The 24,486-nt window shown below is 30.7% G+C and carries 28 protein-coding genes; 16 read left to right on the top strand and 12 right to left on the bottom strand.

The genetic code is table 11. The features are described from left to right. Positions 1 to 491: 491 nt before the first annotated feature. Positions 492 to 1,490: a radical SAM protein gene (locus RXO53_RS04540; protein WP_410713069.1), complete on the top strand. Its 999-nt coding sequence runs from the start codon at positions 492 to 494 to the stop codon at positions 1,488 to 1,490. Between the two features lie 373 nt (positions 1,491 to 1,863). Further along, positions 1,864 to 2,130: a hypothetical protein gene (locus RXO53_RS04535; RefSeq protein WP_410713068.1), complete on the top strand. Its 267-nt coding sequence runs from the start codon at positions 1,864 to 1,866 to the stop codon at positions 2,128 to 2,130. 6 nt (positions 2,131 to 2,136) lie between these two features. Here the strand turns inward: RXO53_RS04535 and RXO53_RS04530 are convergent, their stop codons facing one another. Both RXO53_RS04530 and RXO53_RS04525 read right to left on the bottom strand, forming a co-directional pair. After that, the gene (locus RXO53_RS04530) at positions 2,137 to 2,646 is read right to left on the bottom strand and encodes a class I SAM-dependent methyltransferase (protein WP_410713067.1); all 510 of its coding nucleotides are present in this window, start codon (positions 2,644 to 2,646) and stop codon (positions 2,137 to 2,139) included. Continuing rightward, complete coding sequence (locus RXO53_RS04525) at positions 2,633 to 4,186, bottom strand: NAD(P)H-hydrate dehydratase (protein ID WP_410713066.1); 1,554 nt, start codon at positions 4,184 to 4,186, stop codon at positions 2,633 to 2,635. The genes RXO53_RS04530 and RXO53_RS04525 overlap by 14 nt, the downstream gene beginning before the upstream one ends. 473 nt (positions 4,187 to 4,659) lie before the next feature. On the opposite strand from RXO53_RS04525, the gene RXO53_RS04520 reads away from it, so the two are divergent. The 6 genes from RXO53_RS04520 to RXO53_RS04495 all read left to right on the top strand — a co-directional run bounded on the left by RXO53_RS04520 (position 4,660) and on the right by RXO53_RS04495 (position 8,056). Then, complete coding sequence (locus tag RXO53_RS04520; RefSeq protein WP_410713065.1) at positions 4,660 to 4,986, top strand: 30S ribosomal protein S24e; 327 nt, start codon at positions 4,660 to 4,662, stop codon at positions 4,984 to 4,986. A gap of 5 nt (positions 4,987 to 4,991) precedes the next feature. Further along, a complete protein-coding gene (locus tag RXO53_RS04515) occupies positions 4,992 to 5,177 on the top strand; it encodes a 30S ribosomal protein S27ae (protein WP_410713064.1) in 186 nt (61 codons plus the stop codon). 6 nt (positions 5,178 to 5,183) lie between these two features. Further along, positions 5,184 to 6,188, top strand: coding sequence for a KEOPS complex N(6)-L-threonylcarbamoyladenine synthase Kae1 (gene kae1 / locus RXO53_RS04510; protein WP_410713063.1), 1,005 nt, complete (start codon positions 5,184 to 5,186; stop codon positions 6,186 to 6,188). After that, entirely contained in the window at positions 6,167 to 6,859 is a 693-nt protein-coding gene (locus RXO53_RS04505; RefSeq protein WP_410713062.1) for a Kae1-associated kinase Bud32, read from the top strand. Before kae1 ends, RXO53_RS04505 begins: the two co-directional genes overlap by 22 nt. Beyond that, positions 6,828 to 7,406, top strand: a complete 579-nt coding sequence (locus tag RXO53_RS04500; RefSeq protein WP_410713061.1) for an XTP/dITP diphosphatase — start codon at positions 6,828 to 6,830, stop codon at positions 7,404 to 7,406. Before RXO53_RS04505 ends, RXO53_RS04500 begins: the two co-directional genes overlap by 32 nt. 386 nt (positions 7,407 to 7,792) lie before the next feature. Further along, the gene (locus RXO53_RS04495) at positions 7,793 to 8,056 is read left to right on the top strand and encodes a hypothetical protein (protein ID WP_410713060.1); all 264 of its coding nucleotides are present in this window, start codon (positions 7,793 to 7,795) and stop codon (positions 8,054 to 8,056) included. Here the strand turns inward: RXO53_RS04495 and RXO53_RS04490 are convergent. Together RXO53_RS04490 and iorA are read right to left on the bottom strand one after the other, a co-directional pair. Beyond that, positions 8,027 to 8,617 (bottom strand): indolepyruvate oxidoreductase subunit beta, encoded by a 591-nt coding sequence (locus RXO53_RS04490; RefSeq protein WP_410713059.1) that lies wholly within the window; start codon positions 8,615 to 8,617, stop codon positions 8,027 to 8,029. The genes RXO53_RS04495 and RXO53_RS04490 overlap by 30 nt on opposite strands. Beyond that, the gene (iorA, locus tag RXO53_RS04485) at positions 8,608 to 10,509 is read right to left on the bottom strand and encodes an indolepyruvate ferredoxin oxidoreductase subunit alpha (RefSeq protein WP_410713058.1); all 1,902 of its coding nucleotides are present in this window, start codon (positions 10,507 to 10,509) and stop codon (positions 8,608 to 8,610) included. Before iorA ends, RXO53_RS04490 begins: the two co-directional genes overlap by 10 nt. 162 nt (positions 10,510 to 10,671) lie before the next feature. Between iorA and RXO53_RS04480 the strand changes: the two genes are divergently transcribed. Both RXO53_RS04480 and RXO53_RS04475 read left to right on the top strand, forming a co-directional pair. Further along, on the top strand, positions 10,672 to 11,187 hold the full coding sequence (locus tag RXO53_RS04480; RefSeq protein ID WP_410713057.1) for a metallophosphoesterase: 516 nt from the start codon (positions 10,672 to 10,674) through the stop codon (positions 11,185 to 11,187). A 6-nt stretch (positions 11,188 to 11,193) separates the two neighbouring features. Beyond that, positions 11,194 to 11,577 carry a Mov34/MPN/PAD-1 family protein gene (locus RXO53_RS04475; RefSeq protein WP_410713056.1) on the top strand — a complete coding sequence of 128 codons (384 nt, stop codon included), beginning with the start codon at positions 11,194 to 11,196 and terminating at the stop codon, positions 11,575 to 11,577. On the opposite strand, the gene RXO53_RS04470 is transcribed toward RXO53_RS04475, so the two are convergent. The 4 genes from RXO53_RS04470 to RXO53_RS04455 form a co-directional block, all read right to left on the bottom strand. Continuing rightward, on the bottom strand, positions 11,569 to 12,282 hold the full coding sequence (locus RXO53_RS04470; RefSeq protein ID WP_410713055.1) for a hypothetical protein: 714 nt from the start codon (positions 12,280 to 12,282) through the stop codon (positions 11,569 to 11,571). The genes RXO53_RS04475 and RXO53_RS04470 overlap by 9 nt on opposite strands. Before the next feature lie 159 nt (positions 12,283 to 12,441). Continuing rightward, positions 12,442 to 13,563 carry a site-2 protease family protein gene (locus RXO53_RS04465; RefSeq protein ID WP_410713054.1) on the bottom strand — a complete coding sequence of 374 codons (1,122 nt, stop codon included), beginning with the start codon at positions 13,561 to 13,563 and terminating at the stop codon, positions 12,442 to 12,444. A 10-nt stretch (positions 13,564 to 13,573) separates the two neighbouring features. Beyond that, on the bottom strand, positions 13,574 to 14,824 hold the full coding sequence (ahcY, locus tag RXO53_RS04460; protein ID WP_410713053.1) for an adenosylhomocysteinase: 1,251 nt from the start codon (positions 14,822 to 14,824) through the stop codon (positions 13,574 to 13,576). A 129-nt stretch (positions 14,825 to 14,953) separates the two neighbouring features. Next, positions 14,954 to 15,586 carry a recombinase RecB gene (locus RXO53_RS04455; protein ID WP_410713052.1) on the bottom strand — a complete coding sequence of 211 codons (633 nt, stop codon included), beginning with the start codon at positions 15,584 to 15,586 and terminating at the stop codon, positions 14,954 to 14,956. 79 nt (positions 15,587 to 15,665) lie between these two features. Between RXO53_RS04455 and RXO53_RS04450 the strand changes: the two genes are divergently transcribed. Continuing rightward, the gene (locus tag RXO53_RS04450; protein ID WP_410713051.1) at positions 15,666 to 15,956 is read left to right on the top strand and encodes a DUF211 domain-containing protein; all 291 of its coding nucleotides are present in this window, start codon (positions 15,666 to 15,668) and stop codon (positions 15,954 to 15,956) included. Between the two features lie 9 nt (positions 15,957 to 15,965). Further along, on the top strand, positions 15,966 to 16,880 hold the full coding sequence (locus RXO53_RS04445) for a hypothetical protein (protein WP_410713050.1): 915 nt from the start codon (positions 15,966 to 15,968) through the stop codon (positions 16,878 to 16,880). Positions 16,881 to 16,892: 12 nt separating this feature from the next. On the opposite strand, the gene RXO53_RS04440 is transcribed toward RXO53_RS04445, so the two are convergent. After that, entirely contained in the window at positions 16,893 to 18,242 is a 1,350-nt protein-coding gene (locus tag RXO53_RS04440) for a RuvB-like helicase (RefSeq protein WP_410713049.1), read from the bottom strand. A 176-nt stretch (positions 18,243 to 18,418) separates the two neighbouring features. On the opposite strand from RXO53_RS04440, the gene RXO53_RS04435 reads away from it, so the two are divergent. Continuing rightward, entirely contained in the window at positions 18,419 to 19,261 is an 843-nt protein-coding gene (locus tag RXO53_RS04435) for a DMT family transporter (RefSeq protein WP_410713048.1), read from the top strand. A 340-nt stretch (positions 19,262 to 19,601) separates the two neighbouring features. Further along, entirely contained in the window at positions 19,602 to 20,243 is a 642-nt protein-coding gene (locus RXO53_RS04430) for a hypothetical protein (protein ID WP_410713047.1), read from the top strand. A 165-nt stretch (positions 20,244 to 20,408) separates the two neighbouring features. Here RXO53_RS04430 and RXO53_RS04425 read toward each other — a convergent pair whose 3' ends face one another. Together RXO53_RS04425 and RXO53_RS04420 are read right to left on the bottom strand one after the other, a co-directional pair. After that, entirely contained in the window at positions 20,409 to 20,825 is a 417-nt protein-coding gene (locus RXO53_RS04425) for a phosphate-starvation-inducible PsiE family protein (protein WP_410713046.1), read from the bottom strand. A gap of 79 nt (positions 20,826 to 20,904) precedes the next feature. Next, a complete protein-coding gene (locus tag RXO53_RS04420; RefSeq protein WP_410713045.1) occupies positions 20,905 to 21,231 on the bottom strand; it encodes a hypothetical protein in 327 nt (108 codons plus the stop codon). A 306-nt stretch (positions 21,232 to 21,537) separates the two neighbouring features. Between RXO53_RS04420 and RXO53_RS04415 the strand changes: the two genes are divergently transcribed. After that, the gene (locus RXO53_RS04415) at positions 21,538 to 21,807 is read left to right on the top strand and encodes a UPF0147 family protein (RefSeq protein ID WP_410713044.1); all 270 of its coding nucleotides are present in this window, start codon (positions 21,538 to 21,540) and stop codon (positions 21,805 to 21,807) included. Here RXO53_RS04415 and RXO53_RS04410 read toward each other — a convergent pair. After that, on the bottom strand, positions 21,804 to 22,445 hold the full coding sequence (locus RXO53_RS04410) for a hypothetical protein (protein WP_410713043.1): 642 nt from the start codon (positions 22,443 to 22,445) through the stop codon (positions 21,804 to 21,806). The genes RXO53_RS04415 and RXO53_RS04410 overlap by 4 nt on opposite strands. 119 nt (positions 22,446 to 22,564) lie before the next feature. On the opposite strand from RXO53_RS04410, the gene RXO53_RS04405 reads away from it, so the two are divergent. Continuing rightward, positions 22,565 to 24,226, top strand: a complete 1,662-nt coding sequence (locus RXO53_RS04405; RefSeq protein WP_410713070.1) for a long-chain-fatty-acid--CoA ligase — start codon at positions 22,565 to 22,567, stop codon at positions 24,224 to 24,226. Positions 24,227 to 24,486 lie beyond the last annotated feature (260 nt).

Here is a 24,486-nt window from a genome sequence, read left to right as displayed (position 1 = left end):
TGCTTAACATAAACCAGATGGCCATAGCTATCGCTAAGGCCCAGGGGGTTAACGTGACATTGGCCGAGGAGCTTTACTCTGTGGCTCTAATTTAAGACTTCCCTACACGATTCCTATATTATGCCAGCTCTTTTAGTTGGGGTAGGGGCGTACCTCATATTTCAGTAACGCATACCCCTTTAGCAGCTTTCTTAATTTTAAGTTTTTAAATTTAAAAAACTTTTCTCATCCCTGCCCCAAAGGGCGAGGCTTTCAGTTGTAATTTAAATTTTATAATTTCTGTTGTTCCATTATTTTTAAAACTATATATTAGAATAAACTAAAATTCAATTAAATAAACTAATTTAAAATTTTATGGTACAACAATAAAGATTATTTATTAATTATAATTAATAAATTTATTTATTAAATTATAGTATTAACTATAATTTAAAATTTCTAGATCACCCTATTAATTATAGATAAAGGTAATTATTTGCGGCGAATAATAAATGCTTTCAAAAAATGAAATAAAAGGAGATAAAAGATTAGCATTAGTATTAGGAAAAATGGAAAAAGGGTGTGAACTATGCTTTCCTGGATTAAAAGCCGTAATATTCATTACTGGTATATGCGGAGACAATTGCTATTATTGTCCAGTTAGTAAAGAAAGGTTTGGTAAGGATATTATTTATGTAAATGAAGAAAAGGTTAACTCATTAGAAGAAGTTGTTTTAGAAATAGAAAGACAAGGCGCTATGGGAGCAAGTATAACAGGCGGAGACCCTTTAGCAGTATATCCTAGAACATTAGAAGTTATTAAAATATTGAAAGACAGGTTTGGTAAGGAATTTCATATACATCTATACACAAGCGGTAGATATGCTACTCCAGATGTTTTGTTGAGTTTATGGAAAGCAGGTCTTGATGAGATTAGGTTCCATCCAGTTAAGGAAGAGTACAAAAAGGCAATTGAATACGCATCAAGGCTAACAAGCATGAGGGTTGGTGCTGAGATACCTATAGCTAAAGGCTTGGAAAATTGGGCGATAAATGTAATTAAGGATGTAGAAAAATATGGAGGTTCGTTTGTAAATTTGGATGAAATGGAATTTGTTGAACCTAACGCTGCTGCTCTAATCTCAAGGGGTTTAAACGAAGATGAAAAAAGACCATTTACAGCAAAAGGTTCTTACGAGGCTGCTATAAAAGTATTAGAGTGGGCAAAACAGAATAGCAACATATATATTCATTTTTGCCCCGCATCATTTAAAGATTCTGTACAAACTAAAAACAGGTTTATTAGACTTGCCAAAAATGATAAAAGATGGTATGAAGAAATTACATCATATGGAACAATTATTTGGGGTGAAGTTAATATAAATAATGAGACTATAAAATTTAATCCAAAAAATGTCAATTTGTATAAAGGATATAGCATAAAAATTTTTGAATCTCATCCAACAAGATCAAGAAGACCGATCATAAATGAAGAAACAATAAATACGTGAATTTCCTTTTATAGATGCGACACACTCATATTGCAATAAGAATTTCCATATAATCAAGATCTTTTCGCACATATTAAAGTTTTCATCAAACAGAAGCGTATGTAATGCTATAAAAAACTATTACAAAAAACCTCTCTAAAATCTTAATTTCGTTTAATCTTAAGGATATGACATGACTAAGCTCTTATAATTTAGCTGTATACAATTATTTTATAAATTATAAAAAATTTCTATGGATAAAGAGAGTTCCCTAATTAGAGAAAATAAATTTTTTTCTTAATTCACGAAAAATTAAATTTCATTAATTAATAATAAGTTATAATTGATAATCAATATAAGGATTATTTTACATATAAAATATTAGGAGATCAAATTGAGACTCCCAAGAACATGGCTAAAATATACTGAAAAGAAAGATAAAAGTTATAATGCAATAATAACTGTAGAGATATACCCAGGGGTAAACATTAATATTAATATTGACAAACTAGCTCAAGAACCTAATTTTGCTTGTTGTACAAGAAAGGAAAATAAATTGTGTCATTCTTACATAATAACATTGTTCTCAAGTAAAGGTCCTTTTGCGTCATTATATGTAACCCCTCCATGGTTTTATAATATATGTAAGCAAAGAAACTAGCATCAATTATAGTTTATAAAAAGAATCTTTTTCATCCTCTCCTATAAAATTTCCAATAATATTTACTTGCTTCAACTTTTTTACAGATGAAATGAACACGTTTTTACTAACTCTTTTAAATTCATCAATCGCTTTTTCATAATTATCAACTAAATTTATAACCGAAATAGAAAATAAGAAGTCTATGCTTTTGTTTTTAAAAGGAAGGGATTCTGCATTACCTAACAAGGCAACACACTTATTTTTACATAATTTTAAAATTTTATGTTGAGCCATTTTTAACATATTTTCGCTGAAGTCTAAACAGTAAAATTTTGTGATATTATCTATCATTCCATTTTCATAAAAATATTCAACTAATAAACCTGTTCCGCAACCAATATCGGCTACTGTTCCATTAGGAATCACTTTTGAAAATAAAAAATCGTATTTTTTCCTCTGCTCTGTACCGTAAAGTTCATCATAGCTATCATAAGTATATTCATACCTTATTTTTATTTCGTTATCCTGAACCACGCGAATATACCTCTACTTCCTTTATGGCATTTTGTATGTTATATAAAACATCGAGAGCAGTAATATTTTCTCCTTTTTCTTTAACAGCCAATTCTCCTGCTTTTCCTGATATATAGGCTGCTGCAGTAACTGTATGCAAAATATTGGCATCTTTCATTAATGCAATCCTTCTAGACAAAAACCCAGATATAATACCTGTTAAAACATCCCCTGTTCCTCCAACTGCCATAGCAGGATGTCCAGTTTTATTATATCTACATTTACCATTGGGTAGGCATATCACATCAATAGGACCTTTTACTATTACAGTAGCATTATATTTCTTTGCAATTTCCATAGAAAGATTATCTGCCTCTCCCGATCTTCCTGCTAATAAAACCGCTTCACCTCTATGAGGAGTTAGTACAGCTTCTTCCCATAACTTTATATCAGAATTAGCTATTGATTTTAATGCATCTGCATCTATAACCATTGGTTTTCCTTTGAGTGAATTAATTAACTTGATAACTGCATTCCTTGTTTCTTCTTTGTTTCCTAAGCCAGGGCCTATTGCAACTACATCGACTTTCTTTGCTTCTTCTATTAATTCGTTAATGTGATCTTCATTAATGTATTCTCCTTTAAGAGGAAATGGAATTATACCTGGGTTATTTTGAGCAGCAGAAACTGCAACCTTTTCTGGAGATGCTAAAAATACAAGATCTGCTCCCGATAATAATGCTGCTGACGATGCATAATATGGAGCTCCAAAATAATGATAAGAACCACCTATGGTTAAAACCTTTCCATTACCACCTTTAATTGCATCTTTTGGTCTTTTCGGAATCCTAAACAATACGTCACCAGGACCTCCATATATTTCAGAGTCTTTAATTATTCCTATTTCTGCAACCATAATTTCTCCAACGTAATTCCTAGCCTCTTCCTTTATTAATCCCGGTTTTAATGAATGCATAGTAACAGTAACATCAGCTATTGCAGCTCCTTCAACAACATTACCCGTCTCAGGATCAACCCCTGTTGGTACATCAACTGCTACCCTTAGACCAGTTGAAGAATTAAATGCCTTTAATGCACTAGCTATAGGTTCCCTTAATTTTCCCTTAATTCCTATTCCAAGTATTCCATCTATTAAAACGTCAGCATCTTGAGGCTCATACTCCTTTGGGTCCTGTAAATGAATTATTTTTAATTGTTTCGAATTAATTAAGCTTTTTAGGTTAACCAAAGTATCTTGGTGCTCAACTAAATTAAAATCGTATAACAAGTAAACCGTTACATCTGCCCCTCTTAAAGACAAGTGCTTTGATGCAACTAATGCGTCCCCTCCATTTCCACCCCTACCAGCATAAACAATTACTTTCTTATTTTTCAAATCCCCAATCCTACATTCTACAGCATCAGCAACAGCTCTTCCAGCATTTTCCATTAAAAGCAAAAGAGGAATTCCATTATATACATTATTTATCTCATAACTTCTTATATCTTCAATACTCAAAATTTGAGGTTCCTTAACAAATCCAGGGCATATATTAGACATACTGTCACCCCTTGTATAATATAACTTTTTTGGATAATACATATTTAATTTAATATTTATAAATAAAGAAGGCCTTAATTTTTTACATAAAAATGCTGACTCCATATATTTAAAAACCTTAGAATAATTAATCGGTTTATGGTAACTACCTTCGTTTGTATAACTTCATAACATAGCAAATAGTTATTAGAAGAAGCAATTAAGATTTTTTAGAGAAAACTTAATTTATATCACTCTATTTTCTGACCTCCTCCCCGCCCTGAAGGGTTTCCTGAGGTATCAAGGGTTACACCCCTTTTACGGGTGCTACTCTATTATCCCCCAAGCCGATATTGCGGGAGAAATCGGCTCCCGCTCCTCATGTTTTAAGAGTTGATCGGCTTGGAGTTCTATTTTATTACACTTTATCAAAAAGACTTTTAAGCTAAAAAAGTAAAATAACTTATGGTGAATGATAATCCAAGGTGTCAAAAATGGCACAAAAAAAGATTAATATTGATAACAATGTATGGTTAGAAGTATTGTTAGAAAAGGAAAACAAATTGTTTGAGAGGATTGAAGTTATAGGCTTAGCTCATCATGAATTAAAATCAACACCATCAAGAATAGCAATTAGAAAGGTGGTTTCTCAAGCATATAATAAGGACATATCATCTGTATTTGTTAAATCTGTGCAAACAAGTTATGGGCAGGGTATTTCTAATGTACATATACATGTTTATAATACTCCCGAATTTGCGAAGAAATATGAAATGAAATATATAGTAGAAAGAAACGGAGGTTATACTTTAGAGGGGTGAATTAAATGGCAAAAGAAAAACCAAAGGCATATATTCATACGCTTTATCAGGTAGACTATAAAAATAATAGTGTTGTTTTAAAAAATAGGAAGTGTCCTAGATGCGGTAACATAATGGCTCACCATTTAAAGCCAGTTGAAAGATATCAATGTGGATATTGTGGATATACAGAATTTGTAATTAAAAAGTGAAATTAGTTGATTGTGCTTGGAATAGAATCCACTGCACATACTTTTGGTGTTGGAATTTTTGACGAAAAAAATGGAATAATTGGGGAGTCAAGGAAAAATTATATACCAAATAAAGGAGGAATACTACCAAGAGAGGTTGCTCAATTTTTTTCTGAAGTTGCTGGAATTGCAGTTAAAGAGGCTATTAATCAAGCAAATATTTCTATAAAAGAATTAGATGGAATTGGGGTTGCCCTAGGCCCAGGAATGGGTCCTCAGCTTAGAGTTGGTGCATCTGTAGCAAGAGCTCTATCAGTTAAATATAACAAGCCTTTGATCCCAGTTAATCATGGCATTGCTCACTTAGAAATAGCGAGATACCTAACAAAGATGAGAGATCCAGTAATTTTATACGTATCAGGAGGTAATTCTATTATAACAACATATGTTGATGGTAAATATAGGATATTTGGAGAAACATTAGACATAGCCCTTGGAAACTTGCTAGATACTTTTGCTAGAGAAGTGAATTTAGGACCTCCTTATATTGTTAATGGAAATCATGTAGTTGACTTGTGTGCAGAAAAAGGTAAATTTATGAAAGGTTTTCCATATGTTGTTAAAGGTCAAGATGTTTCATATTCAGGATTATTAACGCTTGCTATGAAGTTAAAAAAACAAGGTTACAATTTAAATGATGTTTGCTACACATTAAGAGAAATAGCATTTTCATCTATATCAGAAGTAACTGAAAGATGTGTTGCTCATACAAATAAAAAAGAAATTATACTTACTGGAGGAGTTGCAGCCAATAAATTATTAAATGAAAAACTATCAAAAATGGCGTCAAAGCAAGGGGCTTCCTACATGCCTGTACCATTTAAATATAGCGGGGATAATGGAGTAATGATTGCACTAACTGCACTGTATGAACTAAAATACGGCATAAAAATTGATCCAGAAAAAGCATATATTAATCAAAGATGGAGAATAGATGAGGTTGATATTCCTTGGTATTATTCGATGATTTAATTTCCTTAGAGGATTTTTTAAAGTTTCAATTACTAAAAAGAGGTGCAGAATCAGAAATAAGACTAGGTAATTTTTTGGATACTAAAGCCATATATAAAATTAGAATCAAAAAAGAATATATGGAGGAAGAGCTTGATAAAGAGCTAAGATATTATAGAACTAAAAAAGAAGCGAAGATTTTATCAATTTCATTTATCAACAATGTTAATGTACCTAGAATTTATGCTGTATATCCTTCAATAGGAGTGATTGTGATGGAATATATCAACGGTATAACCCTTAAGGATTTATTAATCAATAGCAATGAAGAATCATTAAAATTCTCGTATTTAGCTGGAAAAGAACTTGCAAAAATTCATAAATCTGGAATAGTTCATAATGATTTTACGACATCAAATATTATAATAAAGGATCAATCAGCATACATAATAGATTTTGGATTATCAGAATACTCCGTTAACATAGAAGATAGGGCTGTTGATATACATCTATATAAAAGAGCTGTTGAAAGTACACATGCCAAAATTTCCTCTATTATATTTAATGAATTTTTAAAAGGATATATTGATTATTTTGGTTCCGATAAAGGAGAAGAGGTAATCAAAAGATCAAAGGAAATTGAATTAAGGGGACGTTACGTTGGCGAAAGAAGAACAGTTTGGAAACCTTGAAATTTGCATAGTTTCAGAAAATAAGGATAAAATAAACGAAATCCAAGAAGTTCTTAACCATTTTAAAATAAAACTAATAAATTGTAATGCAAAAAAGATAGAAATTCAAAATGACGAAATAAACCAAATTGCACTATATGCAGCATTAAATGCATATAATGAAGTTAGAAAACCTTTGATAGTTGATGACTCTGCGCTCTATATTAAATCTTTATTAAATTTTCCAGGTCCTTATACTAGCTATGTTTATAAGACTATTGGAATTAAAGGTATATTGAAGTTAATGGAAGGGATTAAAGATAGAAGTGCTACTTTTAAAACAAGCCTTGTTTATGTTGATGAAAAAGGATATAAAATATTTGAGGGTATTGTTAAGGGGATTATAACTGAAGAGCCGAGAGGAAACATGGGATTTGGGTTTGATCCAATTTTTAAACCTGATAATGCTAATAAAACATTTGCAGAAATGAGTATTAAAGAAAAAAATACATATTCCCATAGGGCAAAAGCTGCGTTAAATTTTGGGAACTGGATTATTAATTCGTAAACTATACGTAATTAATATATTTTCCTCATCTTGTTGCAATGAGGATTTATTCTAGAAAATTACAGCTCTATTATACCACATTTTTCTAATTTACTTCACTGCTTATAGCTATACACAAAGTAATCCAGCACTTATCCAATCTGCACATCTATAACATTTTTAATTACATAAAAAATCTTTTACAAGCCATTTCTTACTAATAGAACTTTTGCTCCCTTAACCCTTGTTAATTTCTTTGCTATATTTAACATATATCAGTTTTATGATTATTTTATTGAATTTTTTAAATAGTAATAATTAAAATAATTAAAAATCTTATTAATAGTAATACTTCCTTACACCAGGCTTTAATGCAAAATAACAATTAAACTATTTGGTGCATTAGATTGGAAAGCGTATTAGACTTTCATGTAAATAAACTCATTGCAAGAAATGTTGAAGAAATATTGGAAAAATTAGGGGATATTGAAAAAAGATATTATAGCCTGGGCTATGATGAGGAGTCTAGATTAGAAAAAATAGTATTAAACTCTATGAGAAAAATTTTATTAAATGATTTAAGAGAACTGACAGGTTTTTCCAGCTATTATGGTTTTGAAATTAAAGTTGAACCTAATCTTTCATATGGTAGCAGTGAAGCTACTACCTAGTTCAAAAGCCTTTAGATTTATTTCAGGGTTTCTCATAGTTTTTATTATATCCTTTAGAGAATTGATGTTTATAAATTTTTCTAGGCTGCTTAATTTATATAAAGCCCCCAATAAAACCATGTTCTCTGATAAATAGCTTCCAGCCTTCTCTGAAAGTTCCTTAGTAGGTATTACATAATATTTTATATTGTTCTTTTTAAACTCAGATAAAATTTCATCCTCTTTCGGAAGTTTAACACCAGGGATTGGCGGTCTTAATATAGTGTTAGACGTAATAATTATTCCATTTTGATTTAAATAATCTACATTTCTTACTGCTTCAATAAGTTCCATAGATAACAATATATCAGCTTCCCCTTTAGGAACTATAGGAGCATGCACATCTCCTATCCTTAAATGAACCTCCACAGATCCGCCTCTTTGACTTAAACCGTGAGTCTCAGCAATAAGAACCTTTACATTCTCTTTTACAGCTGCATCTCCAATAATTTTAGATAATGTTATTATACCTTGGCCTCCAACACCCACTATAACTATATTAATCTTTGAACTTACTCCCATACTCTATCCCACCTATTATCAATAATTTTTACTGGTTTAATAGCATCGTAAGGGCACGTTTGAACACAAACACCGCAGCCTGTACATAAACTAGGCTCAATCCAGGCTTTTTTGTCATCTTTAACAAATATAGCAGGACATGCAAATGCATTATAGCAAATACCACAACCTGTGCACTTACTTTCTAAAACTTGATAGATTGGTATTTCCACTTTGATTTTATTAGCTATCCTAACAGCATTTAATGCACAGGCTTTCTTAGCAATTGCCACTGCTGGTTTCCTTTCTTTTATAACATAAGACAATGCGTCCTTTAACTTATTTGTTGATTCTTTAATATTAAAAGGATCAAAAATAACAACTTTCTCAACACCAATCCCCTCTGCAATTTTTGCTATGCTTATTATTTTTGTTTCCTCCCCCATAGCAGTTATACCGGAACTAGGATCAGGTTGTTCTCCGGTCATAGCAGTTGTCATATTATCTAAAACCAATAAAAGAATAGGGGACTTATTATAGACTGCATTTATTAACCCAGGAATACCTGCATGATAGAAAGTAGAATCACCTATTATTGCTATTGGAACTTGATTTTCAGCAACATGAGAAAGACCATTTGCAACCCCAATGCTGCCGCCCATTTCTAATATTATATCTTGCTCATCATAAGGTGAATTAATACCTAAGCTATAACATCCTATATCACCGCTGAATATCGGTTTTATCATAAGAGAATTTACTGCTCTTTTTAATGAATAAAATGTTCCTCTATGAGGACAGCCAGGACAAAAAGAAGGAGGTCTATTTGGAATACTAAGATTTAACTTCTTTATCATATTTGTCTGGATAATAGGTATACCTAAGAATTCTCTAATTGCCTTTCTTGCTCTGTCTAAACTCATTTCTCCAGAATACCCAACATAAGATTTCCCTTCAACTTTTATATCTAATCCTTCGTCATTCACTATATTCTTCACTTGATTTTCAACTATAGGCTCTAGTTCTTCAATAACTAATGCCTTCTTAATATCTTCCAATCCTTTTAATATGAACTTTTTGGGCAATGGATACGGAGTTGATATCTTTATTAGCCTATAATCTCCTATTTCATTTATTACCTCCTTAGCATATTGATATGAAATTCCTGATGCTATTATTGCTATCTTCCCTTTTTCTATATTTTCTACTCTATTATATGGTTCAAAACTTTCTAAGCTCTCTTTTATTGCATTCCATTTATTAATGAGTTTATCCCTTAAAACTCTAGAGTTAGCAGGGACCAGACCAAACCTTGAATTGTCCTTAGAAAAGAATCCCTTAGTCTTAGGAGGTGTAATTTCTCCTAATGTTACATTAGATCTAGTATGCGAAACTCTAGTCGTTGGCGTCATCAAAACTGGATGGGATAATTTTTCGCTCAATTCAATAATAGACTTTGTTAGATCTTTTGCTTCTTGAGGATCACTAGGATCAAAAACAGGTATATATGTTAGCATTCCATAATATCTGTTATCTTGTTCATTTTGAGAACTCCACATACTAGGATCTTCTGCAGAAATTATAAGTAACCCAGATTTTACACCTGTATATGATATGCTAGCTAATGCATCTGCAGCTACATTTAATCCTACATGCTTCATAGCAGCTAAAGCCCTAACGTTAGATATAGAAGCGCCATAAGCTGATTCCAAAGCAACCTTTTCATTAACGCTCCATTCAACATAAATACCTAAAGAGTTTGCTACCTCAGATAATGTTTCTACTATTTCTGTAGAAGGGGTACCAGGATATGCTGATGCAAACCCTCCACCGGCTTCAATAAATCCTCTTGCAATTGCTTCGTTTCCCATTAATAATACTGTGCTGCCTGGTTTTTGCAGTATATTGCTCAATTATTCCACCACTTATGTTATTACGTTTGAGGTTTTTGTGTTTATCAATGTATAATAGAATTAACAGTTATAACACATATATACAAAAAAATATTTTGTTAAATTTTATATTAAATCGATAAAAATATTATCTCTTCAAATGAAAAATATATTGGTGATACGATGATTTTAGGTGTTATAAGCGATAGCCATGACAACATCAAAAACCTAGAAAAAGTTTTAAATCAAATTAGCAAATTTAATGTTGACGTGCTAATACATTTAGGAGACTTTATTTCTCCTTTTATGTTAAAATTTTTAGCAGAATATGCGAAAAACAAGAAAATTTATGCAATATATGGCAATAACGATGGAGATAAACTATATCTGAAAAGAGAAGCAGATTTGTATAAAATACAAATTGAAGAGCAACCATTAATATTAAATTTTGATGGACATAGTATTTTTTTATTCCATGGGTTTGGCGATTCTGAAAAGACTTTATCCATAGCATATTCCTTAGCAAAATCTAAAGTTTATTCATCAATTATCTTTGGCCATATTCACAAACCTTATTTAAACTATGTTAATGGAATTTTGCTATTAAGCCCCGGGGAAGTTGCCGGTATTTTTAATAAACCTTCTTTTGCAATCATTAATGTACCTTCTTTTAGTGGCAAAATATTTTATATAGAGTGATAAAAATTGAAAATAATATTAGGTAACCTAGTTCAGTTCTTTAAATATCTATTAAAATATGAAGAAGAAAAAACAGGAGTATTAATAGGAGAAAATAAAGATAACGTTATATATGTTAAAATTGCAATGCCAGTAGAAAACATTTTAAAAAGCAAAGTTGAATTTTTAGCGAATCCTTATGATATGGTAATAGCTCATTTATTGGCTGAAAACTATGGATTAAACGTTGTATCATTATATCATACACATCCTTCTGGATTACCAATACCTAGCTTAAAAGATGTCGAAGGCATGAAACTGTGGCCTATTCCATGGATCATAATATCAAAAATTGGAATCAAAGGATGGATATTAAAAGATGGAGTTACAGAAGAAGTTATATTAGCTTAATAATAAAATTACTGCCCCAAACAAACTTACAGCAACAACAATAGCCAACAACACTAATATAGTTCCATAAATATATGGGTTAATGTATAAATTGTTGCTACCCAAATAATAAACTTTCTGTAGTACCATGGTTCCATTAGCTATCAAAGTATTGTTTGCAGTTAAGTTAAATGTCCTGTATACTAATATTCCAGAACTTAGATCATAATATTGCCCATAGTTTACGTAATACTTAGTCCCATTTTGAGTTATAATATAATTAAGGTTTTCTACTGCAACTGGGATTGGATTGGTGCTATTATAAAATATTTCTTTACTTGAATTTATCAATAAAGACCTATTTGCTATAAATGGTATGTTTGAATTTGAAACTAATCCTGTTCCAGCAGATAAATATAAAGATTGTACTATATTACTACTTCCTCCGAAATTCATTACTGAAAAACTTAATACATCATATGTATTATTATACTTGGTCATACTAGCAATAACTTGGATCCATCCAGATTCAATAGAAGAATTACTGATTATGTTTTCAGACACATTATATACTAATTGTATTTTTAATGGATTAGATTTTAAATATTGTCCGCCTGAAATTATTGGATTTAAATAATGAGCTGCATCATATAAGTATAATCCGAATCCAATTATAGCTATGATTATCAATAATGTTGCCTCAGCTACCTTAATACCATTAACCAATTATCTCACCACGATCATATATAAATTAAGAAATTAATAATTCTTATGCATGATTTATTTAATACCAAGAGATTATAGCTTTATAAAATTTTTACTAAAAACAAGAGGAAATATTATTTATTAAGAATTTAATTAAAATAATTCTAAAGCTTTATATAATTATGGTAGCCTTATAGGAGAAATGGTTAAAAGACTTAATATTAAAAGTAGTGTCAATACTTCAAATGTTATTCCGACTTGTGATCCTTTTTTCCCAATTTTTGAAAGGGATTCTATAAATATATACCCACCATCGCTTTGGATCACTCCTCCAGGCAAAGGTATTGCTATTGGAGCGGCATTTACTAAAGCCAAACCTAAATTTATTAAATATAAAGCTGAAATTATAGATACTAGCCATGACATTTTAAAAGCTTGTACAACAGATATTCCCAAATGAGATACGCCATATGGTTTAAAAACTGTTATATTCTCTATGATTCCATTATACTTTACTGTTAAAACTAGATTAGCTGTTGTTAAATTATTTTCAGCCCCATATTTATTTAATACATTCATAAAAGTCTGTAAAGATAAAGTAGACGTACCATTTACAGACATTATTACCATACCAGGCTTTAGGTTTGCTAAATATGCTGGAGAATTTGAAACTACGCTAATTAAACTTACACCATCTATTAACTTTGGAGTTATATAAATAAATAGAAGCAAAAATATTATACCTAAAATTAAATTAATTGTAACTCCTGCTGAATATACCTTAAGCCTTGATTTTAGAGGGGCAGATTTCATTTTATTATCATCCGGTTCTACAAATGCTGCTGGTATAAATGCTAATAATAAGAAGCCTGCATCTTTAATAGGTATACCTTCTGCCCTAGCAATTAAAGCATGGAATAATTCATGCACTAATACAGCTACTCCTATGGCTATTAAAAAATATATTAACTGATCTAAACTTATTGTTATACCTGGAATCAAAGGAACGAATCCTGCTAATTGACCCGAACTTGGAACAATGTATTTTGAAATAAAAGTTGATACAACTATATAATAAAAATATCCCATTAAGCCTATGGAAATTGCTAGAGATAAATAGCCAAAAATCGATATTATTTTGGCTTTATTTTTACTCTTTATAGGTTCCATGCCAATTCCCGTTTTTGCAATAAAAACAAAAGGATAAATCATGATTTTCTTATTTTTAATTATTTTGCCTATTAAATATAAAACACCCCAAAAAACTATAAATGATATCAAAACTATTAGCCAATCTTGCAATTCTTTAACCTCATTTATAGCTTTCTAAGTATTTTACTTGCTCTGGGGTTAATTCGTCTATCTTTATATTCATAGTTTCAAGCTTAAGCTTTGCAACGTATTGATCTTGATCATAAGGTACGTTATATACTTCCTTTTTTAGTTTTCCTTTATTTTTAAGCAAGTATAGAACAGATAGCGCTTGATTTGCAAAACTCATATCCATTACTTCACTTGGGTGACCTTCTGCTGCAACCAAATTAACTAACCTTCCTTCACCTAAAAGAAATAAATGTTTTCCATTTCTTAGCGTATATTTTACAGTGTTTTCTCTTACTACTTCCTTAGAATCACTTATATTTTCTAAATCTTTAACACTTACTTCAACATTAAAGTGGCCAGCGTTAGCTAATATAGCTCCTTCCTTCATATTCAGCATATGTTCAGCTCTAATAACATCAATGTCCCCTGTTGCCGTTATAAATATATCACCAATTTTTGACGCTTCATCCATAGTCATTACATCAAATCCATCCATAACAGCTTCCAAAGCTTTTATAGGATCGACTTCAGTTACTATAACTCTTGCCCCAAATCCCTTAAGTCTATTGGCAATTCCTCTTCCTACCCATCCATAACCTGCTACAACAGCTTTTTTCCCAGCAATCAATACATTAGTTGATCTCAATATTCCATCAATTGAACTTTGACCTGTACCATATCTATTATCAAACATAAATTTTGTTAAGGCATTATTTACAGCTATAACTGGGTATAATAGTTTATTTTCTTTTTCTAGCGCTTTTAACCTAATTACTCCAGTTGTTGTTTCTTCATTACCTCCTAAAACTTTTTCAGCTATACCTGGCATTTCTTCATGAAGTGTTATATGAAGATCTGCTCCATCATCTATAACTATATCTGGTTTGAACTTTGCTGCATCCCTTATTGCCATGAAATACTCATCATTAGTCATTCCTCTCCATGCTTCAACTATTAAATTATCAATATTTGCTAAAGAGGCTGCTATATCATCCTGTGTTGATAATGGATTACTAGGAGATAGAAATATCTGAGCCCCCCACAATTGAAACGTTTTAATTAGTACAGCCGTTTCCTTTGTTACATGCAAAGCCGCTGATATTTTGATTCCATCTAAAGGTTTTTCCTTTAAATATAATTCTCTAAGCTTCATAACTACTGGCATGTGCATTTCTGCAAATTCTATTTTTTTATTACCTTCTTTATATAATTCAGGTCTTTTTATTTTTGAATTATTCATACACTCACCCTTTTATAAAGACATTATCAAAATTATAAATTGTTTATATTAACATTAACGTCTAAAAACAAAGTAAAATAAAGTATCTCAAAAGGAATATTTATATGAAAGCATAAATAACGTATTAAATTATTGCTTTTTACAAAATATTACTATAAGCTTTGAAATTAAAGATGCGTATTCATATTTACCACTTGGTAATATACCTCTATTATGAAGACTTGAAAATGCTTTAGTAAAATCTTCTATGGACATATTAGAATTTTTTGCTGCCTCAATTAAGTCTTCTGATACAGCAATAGAGCTTATTATTTTTAAATCTTTTTCATCTATAATTTTACATTTAGTTAAAAATTTGAAAAAATCATCCAGGAAATCTACTAAAGCCTCTTTTACTGAAGCATAAATTTCATCTAAATTGGTTAATACCTGATCTGAGACTGATATAAAAATTACATTAAGTTCTTTTGCTAATTCCTCAGCTTTTTCATCAGCAAGTCCTCTAGAAATTATCATAGGAACCATGTTTAATAGTTTAGAATTAACATATATTTGTCTTATAGAAGAAACATCTGCTGGTCCAGCCTTTACTTCAACGGCATATTTTATACCATTTTTTTCCGCAACAATATCAACATCTGATATTTCAATATTATTAATTGTAACTTTTTTATGCATTTCAACAACCTTATATCCCATTTGTTGTAACAGATTTGCTGCAATACTTTCACTACTCCTCATAGCAGCTTTGCCTTGAACCATTTTGCTCCCCAATACTAATTATCTTATTTTTCTTCAAAAATTTAATAATCTTCCATATAATTAAACATAGGGGGATAAATTGAGTGCACCTTTAAGGAGATTAGTTTTAGATGTGATGAAACCAATAAAAGGACCTTCAATAATAGATGTAGCTAAATCTATAGCCTCATTAAATGGAGTAGAGGGCGTAAATATTACAGTTAAAGAATTAGATGTTGAAACAGCCACATTAAATATAACAATTGAAGGCCTAGATATATCATTTGAGAAAGTAGAAGATTTATTAGAGTCTCTAGGATGTGTTATACATAGCATAGATCAGGTAATAACTGGGAAAAAGGTTGTTGAAGAACCTAATATTGAGGATTAGGTGCCAAAAGTGAGTGATACAATAGAAGAATGCTCTTCTGCATTAAAAAGACTTTATTTAAAATCGAGAATAATAAAGGAGAATATTAAATTTTATGATGTTGAACCATCATTAAACAAGCCCAACGGGCTTTCTTTGGTTCTAAAAAGCATCCATGAACCAAGTATTGATGAAATCCCTATATATAATACGTTGGTTGATTCATTTAATTTTGACGAAATATATGAATATGAAAGGGTCGCTGAGATTCCTAAGGGAGACAGATCTGATAATTTATCAATGTTTATTGTTGATTCTTATAATAAAGGTAGAGGTATAATTGCTATAATACCAAGTCTCCTAGTTATAGGGCTTACATCGAAATTGCCTGACAATATAATAGATGAATTAGAAAACAATTTAATGGCTGAAATAAGTGTTGTATCAGAAAACATTCTATATCTGCCTGATAGAGCTTCTTTAGGAAGCAATAACATAGAAATAGTAGCTAAAAGTAATAGTGAAAGCAGCTATGAAAGAGTTGAATGGCTTAAAAGTGAAGCAGAAAAGGAAGGAATTAAAGTAGAGAATGTAAAATTTTTGCCAGATAACAAATCCATTATGGATTATGTTGCATCTGGTGGAATCAAAGGTTACCTAAAAAGGGTTCCCGTAACTAAAATAGCTACTATGATAGTTGCAGCTTCTCAATGTCTTGATTTAGAAGGAGTAAATGATATAGTTAGAAAAGAAGAAAGCAGACACACAATCTATACTTTAGGTCTAACTAATGATTTAATAAACGAATTAAGGTTATCGCTAATAAAAAACAAAATTGAGGGAGCACCTTTATTAAAAATTTCAAGCAATATAGAACCTTTTTTCAATAAAGGATTAATAGAATCAATGGGAGAATTTTTAAGAAGATTTGGCTATCTAGATTAAATTGTAAAAAATTTACTTTAGCATCAAGTCTTTATACTTTTCAAGAAATTCTGTGCTTTCCTTTATATCTGAGAACAACTTGGAAGCCATTTCTATGTCCTGGACATCAACTTTGATAGAGTTTCTTTTTGTAGATATAACCTTAGCTGGATCTAATAGCTGTAATGCATACCTTAGACTTCTCTCAGTCCCTATTTTAGTTAGAAATTTAATAGCTTCTTCTGTAAGAGGTATATCGAGCTCATCAGCCCTAATTTTAACTATACTAGTTATCTCATCTTCGTTATAAGGCTTTGTTAGGATTATCAACAATCTATCTAACAAATCTCTTGGCATTCCATGAGGAGCCTTTTCATCTGTTCCCCTAATTGTGGTTATTCCTCTATTTGTTGCTAGTATTATTATAGGTGCGTACTCACTTTCCATAGCCTTTGTTAAGAAACTATAAGCCTCTATATCAAGCATGTGAGCATCATCTATAAACAAAACTCCAGGAATTAGTTGGGCCTTGTTTTCGCTGGTTATTTTTCTTACCATTTCATCAGATTGCTTTCTAACCTGGTCATCAATACCTCTTTCTTCTGACAAGAAACCAAAAATTGAAAACGCAACCCTTTGAGCGGCTATTGAAACGTCTACATCATGTAATGTAAATGTTCTAACCACTTCCCTTGTTGATTGTATTTTACCAGTTGGCATATCCATCTGTTTTTCAGTATCTATATCAAATCCAATTGTGCTTTTTTCTTTTACTCTACCTAATCTTCTTACTTCTCCTGTTTCCTCGTCTATCATTATTACATCTCCTTTTCTAATACCAAGAGATTGGAATTGCGTTGCTATTTCTGGACCAACACTTACATCTTTGCTATCATCTTTAGTTTCAAGTTTTATTTTCGCGCCTCCTAAAATCGGCGTTGGGTAAAATGGAGACGACTTCTTAAGATATTTTATATCGGTAACAACACCGCTAATAATTTTTCTTACTTCTCTCATTCTGATTCCAATAGCTCTTCTAAAGGCTTGTGTCATAAATTCTGTTTTATTATTAGCGCTTAATATTTCACTTGCATTAATTGAAACAAATGGGGTATCTTCGCCTAACTCTTTTGCAATAGCAACTGCTAATGCAGTTTTTCCAGTTCCGCTTGGACCAGCAAATAAAATACCTTTACCTCCAAGCTTCCCTTCCCTTATAAGATCAACTATTAAACCGCATGCTTCTCTTGCTTGAACTTGACCAACCAAACCATCTGCTATAGGCTTTGCTTTACCATTTTCATCCAATCCCAAACCAGATATGTGGCTATGTATTGAAGACCATTTGGGCGTCTTGGGATTTCCAACTATTATTTCTGACATTATTATCACCATATAATTAATTTTTAGCAAAAGCTTAAAAAAATTTTAGATATAAAAGATTTTAATAAAATTAATTTATTAATTAATATAAATTTCTTTATTAGAATTAAAAGGTTTATAAATTCTTTATTAGAATTAAATTATGGTGAAAAGATATTAAGAAAGAATTTGCAATAATGTTCACTCTATATGCAACTGCTTCAGTTTTCCTATATTTTTTTGCGAAGATGGGAGTCTCTTATACAAACCCCCCAACTTTGATGATGATAAGATATTTAATAGCTGGTTTAATTTTAGTTTCAATATCAAGAAAATTTATTATAGACAGGAATGTATTAATCTTATCTCTTTTTACAACAACGAGCACGCTTTTTTGGGGATATGGACTAATATATGTATCTCCTGCTGTTTCATCGGTTTTAAGTTATACTATGCCTTTGTTTAGCATAATTTTAGCAACAATCATAATAAAGGAAGTACCTAACAAATATGAAATTTTAGGTCTAATAATAGGTTTCAGTGGACTTGGGATTTATGGAATTCCATTGCTAAAAGGTATAACTAAAATAGGAATGATGCTAACCATAATTAATGCAATTTTTTGGGCTTTGTTTAGTATATACTATAGAAAACTATCTAAATATGATGTTATATCATTAAATGCAACGCAATTCATAATGGGAGCTATTTTTATGGGAATTGTTGACATATTTACTCTTAAAGACGGATTCTACTTTAATCCATCACTTAAATTATTGGAAAGCATAGTCTATATATCAACTATAGGTGGGGCCTTTCAATTTTTAACGTGGAACTATTTATTGAAACTTGAAAGAGTAAGCAAAGTAACAATGTTAGCTTATGTAATTCCAATAGCAACAACAATAACACAGGTATTGCTTTACAAAATTGTACCAAAGTCATTGGAAATAATTGGACTTATCATAATGATTATAGGAGTAATAATATCAAGATCTAATATTATAAATATAAATAAAAATCATAATAAGATGAGCTGACGTCCTTCCCGCATTGAAGGGCTTCCCCGCACATTTATTCTTTAAAACACTTAAGGATTTATAAAATCTTTACTTCATCCTTAGAAGAAGTTAGGATTGTATGCTTTTTGTAAATTATCCTGCCCTTGCAAACAGAGCTTTGGGGTTTTCAATCACTTCACGGAAAATTTTCATTTTCCCTTTAGCGTGTTTACATGCTTCCTAAGCATACCTCTCATTAAGGCATAAGCTATCTTTATAGCTGTTTTTATTTTGCTTTAGAGAACATCGTTTTTTATGTTTACAAAGATATTTATGCTTAACCTTTCGCCCTTATAGATAGAATCTTTGGTGCAGAGAGATGAAAATTCCAAACAGCTTTATAGAGAACTCCATTAATTGCGCTGATACTATATTAAAACATTGTATTGAAAACAAAATTAGATGTAGAGATCCACCCCTTGCTACTTCAAAACTCCTTAAATCATTTGGGATAAGCGAGTATCAAGAAAGAAACTATTGGAGAGTAGCAAAAGAAATTTCTAAACTAGGTAAAATTTCCATTTACAAATATGCTAATATCGAATTCAACCTAAAATCTGAATTAAGAATAGAAAAATTATATACCCACGATTATATACCAATCGATTATATAGACTGTAAATTTTTAGGGGAAAAATGTAGTGTTACGAATAAAGGATTTGCTTTTTATGTCTACATTACGGGCAATATAGAAAGTTCTGAAATAAAGGTAAACGGTATCAACTTATTATATCTTTTATCTATGTATAATACTGATTTGGCATTTGGTCTCCTTACATCGTTAAGAAACTCCTTATATAATAAAAATGCTGGAATGGAAGCTTTCATAGAAAATTTGTTTAGAATCTTAAAAATACCAGTAATTAATTTGATTTTACCCAAAAATCCTCAAAATATAAAGGAACTGTTAAAGATATCAAAAATTTTAAGAGATTCTAGTAAAGGATTTGATATTATGTGATGTTTTCCAAAAGTTAAAACTACCTTATATAAATTTAGAAATTAATAGTTTTCTATTCAAAAAATTTCAAAACTATAATTCTCTGTTAAAAATTTTTTATGTTTTCATACTAGAATCTTACCTCCTCCCGCCCTGAAGGGCGATGCTTTCAGTTGTAATATTGTTTTAGTCCTTTAAAAATTTTGAAATAATAACAAATGCTATAGATATTGTGAGAAATGCAATCGATAAATATATCAAATATAAAGGAGAGCTATTCATCAGTGTGTTTACTATCATTTCCCTAACTATAACTATCATTGCAGCCTCTATAATGTTTTTTATTGGTATTTGCTTTTCCGCGATACCCACAATAACCGTTCTTAACAAATCTAATGCTAAAAGTAAGAGTATTGACATATCTATCAATTCTAGAATATCAGATTTATTTGGATATTCTATTTTTATCATATGGCCTATCATAATAAGTGTTTGAAACGATGATATTATTACTGTTACTATTATTATAATGGCCACTAGAATTTCTCCCAAAACAAGTAAAAACTCCAAATATTTTTTGTCATATTTCAAACTTTTAATCATTATCATTGCCTAATTAATTAATCATACGCTAAGTATAAAAGGTTTTTAGGTAATACTTATATTAAATTGTGAATTAATTTCAATTGATCTTTTGTATTTCTTCTAATTTTTTCTTAGCCTCTTTTAAAGCAAGCTCCTCGCTTGGTTTTGTTGTGACTGGGTCAAAAGGATATTGGCTCATTACCAATAATATCCTACCATCATCAAGTTCTGCGAACATTTGAGGTAACCAAGCCATTCCTATATCATCTTTATCTCCATACGAAATGGCAAATAGATAGTCTTCAGTCTTTACTTCTAAATCAAAACCATACTCTTTAGAAAGATTTTGAGCTAAGTTTACCCACATCTTATGAAGTGGATGAAATTCCGCCGTATCCAATATTAATTTTTTAATCCTCGCCATATTAGGCACCTTATATTTTCTTAAATGCTAGAGATTTAAATTTATAGCAGTCTATATAAATAATAGAAATATGAGAATAATTCATATTTAATAAAAAATAATAAGCTTAGGTTTGTTCCAACATTGATTTTACTATTCTAACTCCTTCACTAATGTCATGAGACATAAGTCGACTCTTCATGCATTCTTAATATATCCTTTAACCCGCTTAACTTAATATCTAAGAATAATAGTCCTCATTTTTAAAAAATATGCAGTTTAAGTTTTAAGCACTGAACAATAATAATATGTGAGGGGGGAGGTAAAATGTCAATTCAAGCTAGTACAGAAGAAAAATTAAAAATGGCAATAAGCATATTGACGGGTATAGTTAATGATACTGCTGTTCCAAGAAATATTAGAAGAGCGGCTGCTAATGCTTTAACATATTTAAGGGATCCTAAATTATCTGCAGGCGTAAAGGCAGCTAACGCGATATCTGCTTTGGATGAAATTTCTCAAGATCCAAACATGCCATTTCATGCTAGAACGAGAATATGGCAGGTCTTATCTATGCTTGAGACTATAAGAGATTAAAATCCTGTATTTATGACTTTTTTAATAATAATATTAGCATCATTTAATTCATTATTTTCTGGAAAAGAATAATAAATAGGATTATCATTATATTTTATTCTAATTTTAATCCCTTTGTAAAATTTACTAATAGCATCATAACGACTGTAACCATATATTAATGGGGGCAAATAATATGATTGAGAACTAAAAATGCTGAGAGATAATGGATCAGTATAGATATTTGCCAACCCAATAATTTTAGGTTTAAAATTTTTCATTAAATCTATAAACCCCATAGTCGGATCAATGTTTAAAGGAGCATGCAAGTCTATTAAGTTCCATGTAAAATCAATTTTTCCTTCAATCTTATTTATAATTATCTTCATTTTCTTTGAGACATAAAAATTTATTGAACCAATTTTTTTAAAATTGTTTGGCAATAATATATCTCCTTTGTATTCCTGATCTTCTTTTAAATCAAAAAATTTATTATAAATCACAAATTTTTCTTTTGACTTGCTTAATAACATCATAGGATAATCGTTTTGAACTATAAAATAAAAATCTCTGCCAGCATCATTTTTGTAAATTTTTATTCCATAGTTCTCCGTTAGATATTCATATCCCAGCATTTTAATTCTATTAACTATTGCCATCCTTAATTTTCCTAATAATTAATTGAAATCAGTTTGTTAAAAATCTTCTCATTAAACAATATATAAATATAAACTAGGATAACTATATAATAAAATAGGAGGGATGCATTACTGTGTCCATGCCAGAAAAAGTTCCTGAAAGGCCAGGTTATGATGTAACCTTAAGGTATATTTATGATAGAATGGAGAACTTATTCTCAAGTGTTGAAATAGCCTATAAAACCAACAAAGGAGTCTTTCATTATACATATTTGGATTTCACTTATAGGGTTCAGAGTTTAGCTAATGCTCTAAGCAGCCTAGATATTAAGAATTTAGATAAGGTAGCTACACTTGATTGGAATACGCATTGGCACTTTGAACTATACTTTGGAGTTCCTTTAATGGGATCTGTGCTTCACCCTGTTAATGTTAGATTATCCCCCAATGAATTGCTGTATGTTTTTAATACTGCTGAAGATAAACTATTAGTTACTCATGCAGATTTTCTACAACTCGCAGAAGTCATAGCTTCGAAAATTAAATCAATAAAATCTGTAATAGTTGTAGACGCGGATTCAATACCGCAAAAAATTGGAGGTGTTCCTGCATATCATTATGAGGATTTGATTAAAGAGCATAAAGGACGTTATGAATTTCCATTATTGAGTGAAGATAGACCTGCATTTATGGGATATACAAGTGGAACAACTGGTTTGCCAAAAGGAGTTTACCATAGTCATAAAGCAATGGTTTTACACGCAATGTCTTCAGCTCTTCATTTTGCGTCATTCGGTCAAATAAAAATGACTTCTAATGATATTATTCTACACGTTGTACCTATGTATCATGTTTATAGCTGGGGTTTACCATTTACATCATCTTTATTAGGACAAAAACAGGTTTATCCAGGAAGATTCAACTCAAAAGTATATTTAGATTTAATTAAGAATGAAAAAGTTACATATTTTGCTGGTGTACCAACAATACTTTATATGCTTTTAACTGACCCAGATGTTGATAAATATGATTTAAGCAATATAATATTCATAAATGGCGGCTCAGCAATACCTGAAGGTTTAGCGTACTTAGCAGCAAAGAAGGGTATAAAAGTTGTTGTAGGATATGGGTTAACAGAAACTGCGCCAGTTCTAACTTTAGCTATACCTCCAGCTATGTATTACAACAAACTTAGCGATAACGATCTATTCAAAATACAATTAAGAACAGGTTATCCAATACCTTTGGTTGACTTAAAAGTTGTAGATGCTAACATGAACCCAGTTCCAAAAGATGGAAGAACTATAGGAGAAATAGTAGTAAGGTCTCCATGGGTTTCACCAGAATATTATAAAGATCCAGAAAAGACCGAAAAGGCTTGGCTTGGTAACTGGTTCCATACAGGAGACCTGGCAGTATGGTATGAAGATGGCTCTGTTTTAATAATGGATAGGGATAAAGATGTTATAAAAAGTGGAGGAGAATGGATTTCGTCTCTAAGGCTTGAAGATGCCATCAGCCAACATCCTGGAGTATCAATTGTTGCCGTTATAGCAGCTAAACATGAAAAATGGGTCGAAAGACCTGTTGCATTAATAGTTCCTAAAAAAGGTTGGGAAAGTAAAATTACTACCGATGAAATCAACAACTTCCTAATCCAAAATTTCGTTAATAAAGGGCTTATGTCGAAATGGTGGCTCCCTGAAAAAGTTGTTGTTGTAAATGAAATACCTTTATCGTCAACAGGCAAGGCAAACAAAAGAGTTCTTAGAGAACAATATGGAAACATATTAGAAAAATAATTATACATAAATGTTTTTAATTTTATAAATTTAAATAATATAATTTTCATTCATTAAAATTTATTACATCAAAGAAATAAACATTTTTATTTTCCTCTGAATACAATTAAATATAGAAGGTGGTATTTTGTCTGAAGGTGAATCTGCAACTGCTGAATGGTATAAACTTAGCGTTGAACTACATAAATATTATGGAGGTAAGATAGAAACTATTCCTAAAGTGCCTGTTAGAAGATTAAAAGACTTTGCTATATGGTACA

This window comes from Caldisphaera sp., assembly GCF_046536515.1.
Lineage (GTDB): Archaea > Thermoproteota > Thermoprotei_A > Sulfolobales > Acidilobaceae > Caldisphaera.
The sequence above is the reverse complement of the archived record's forward strand: the minus strand, read 5'-3'. Positions and strand labels throughout refer to the sequence as shown.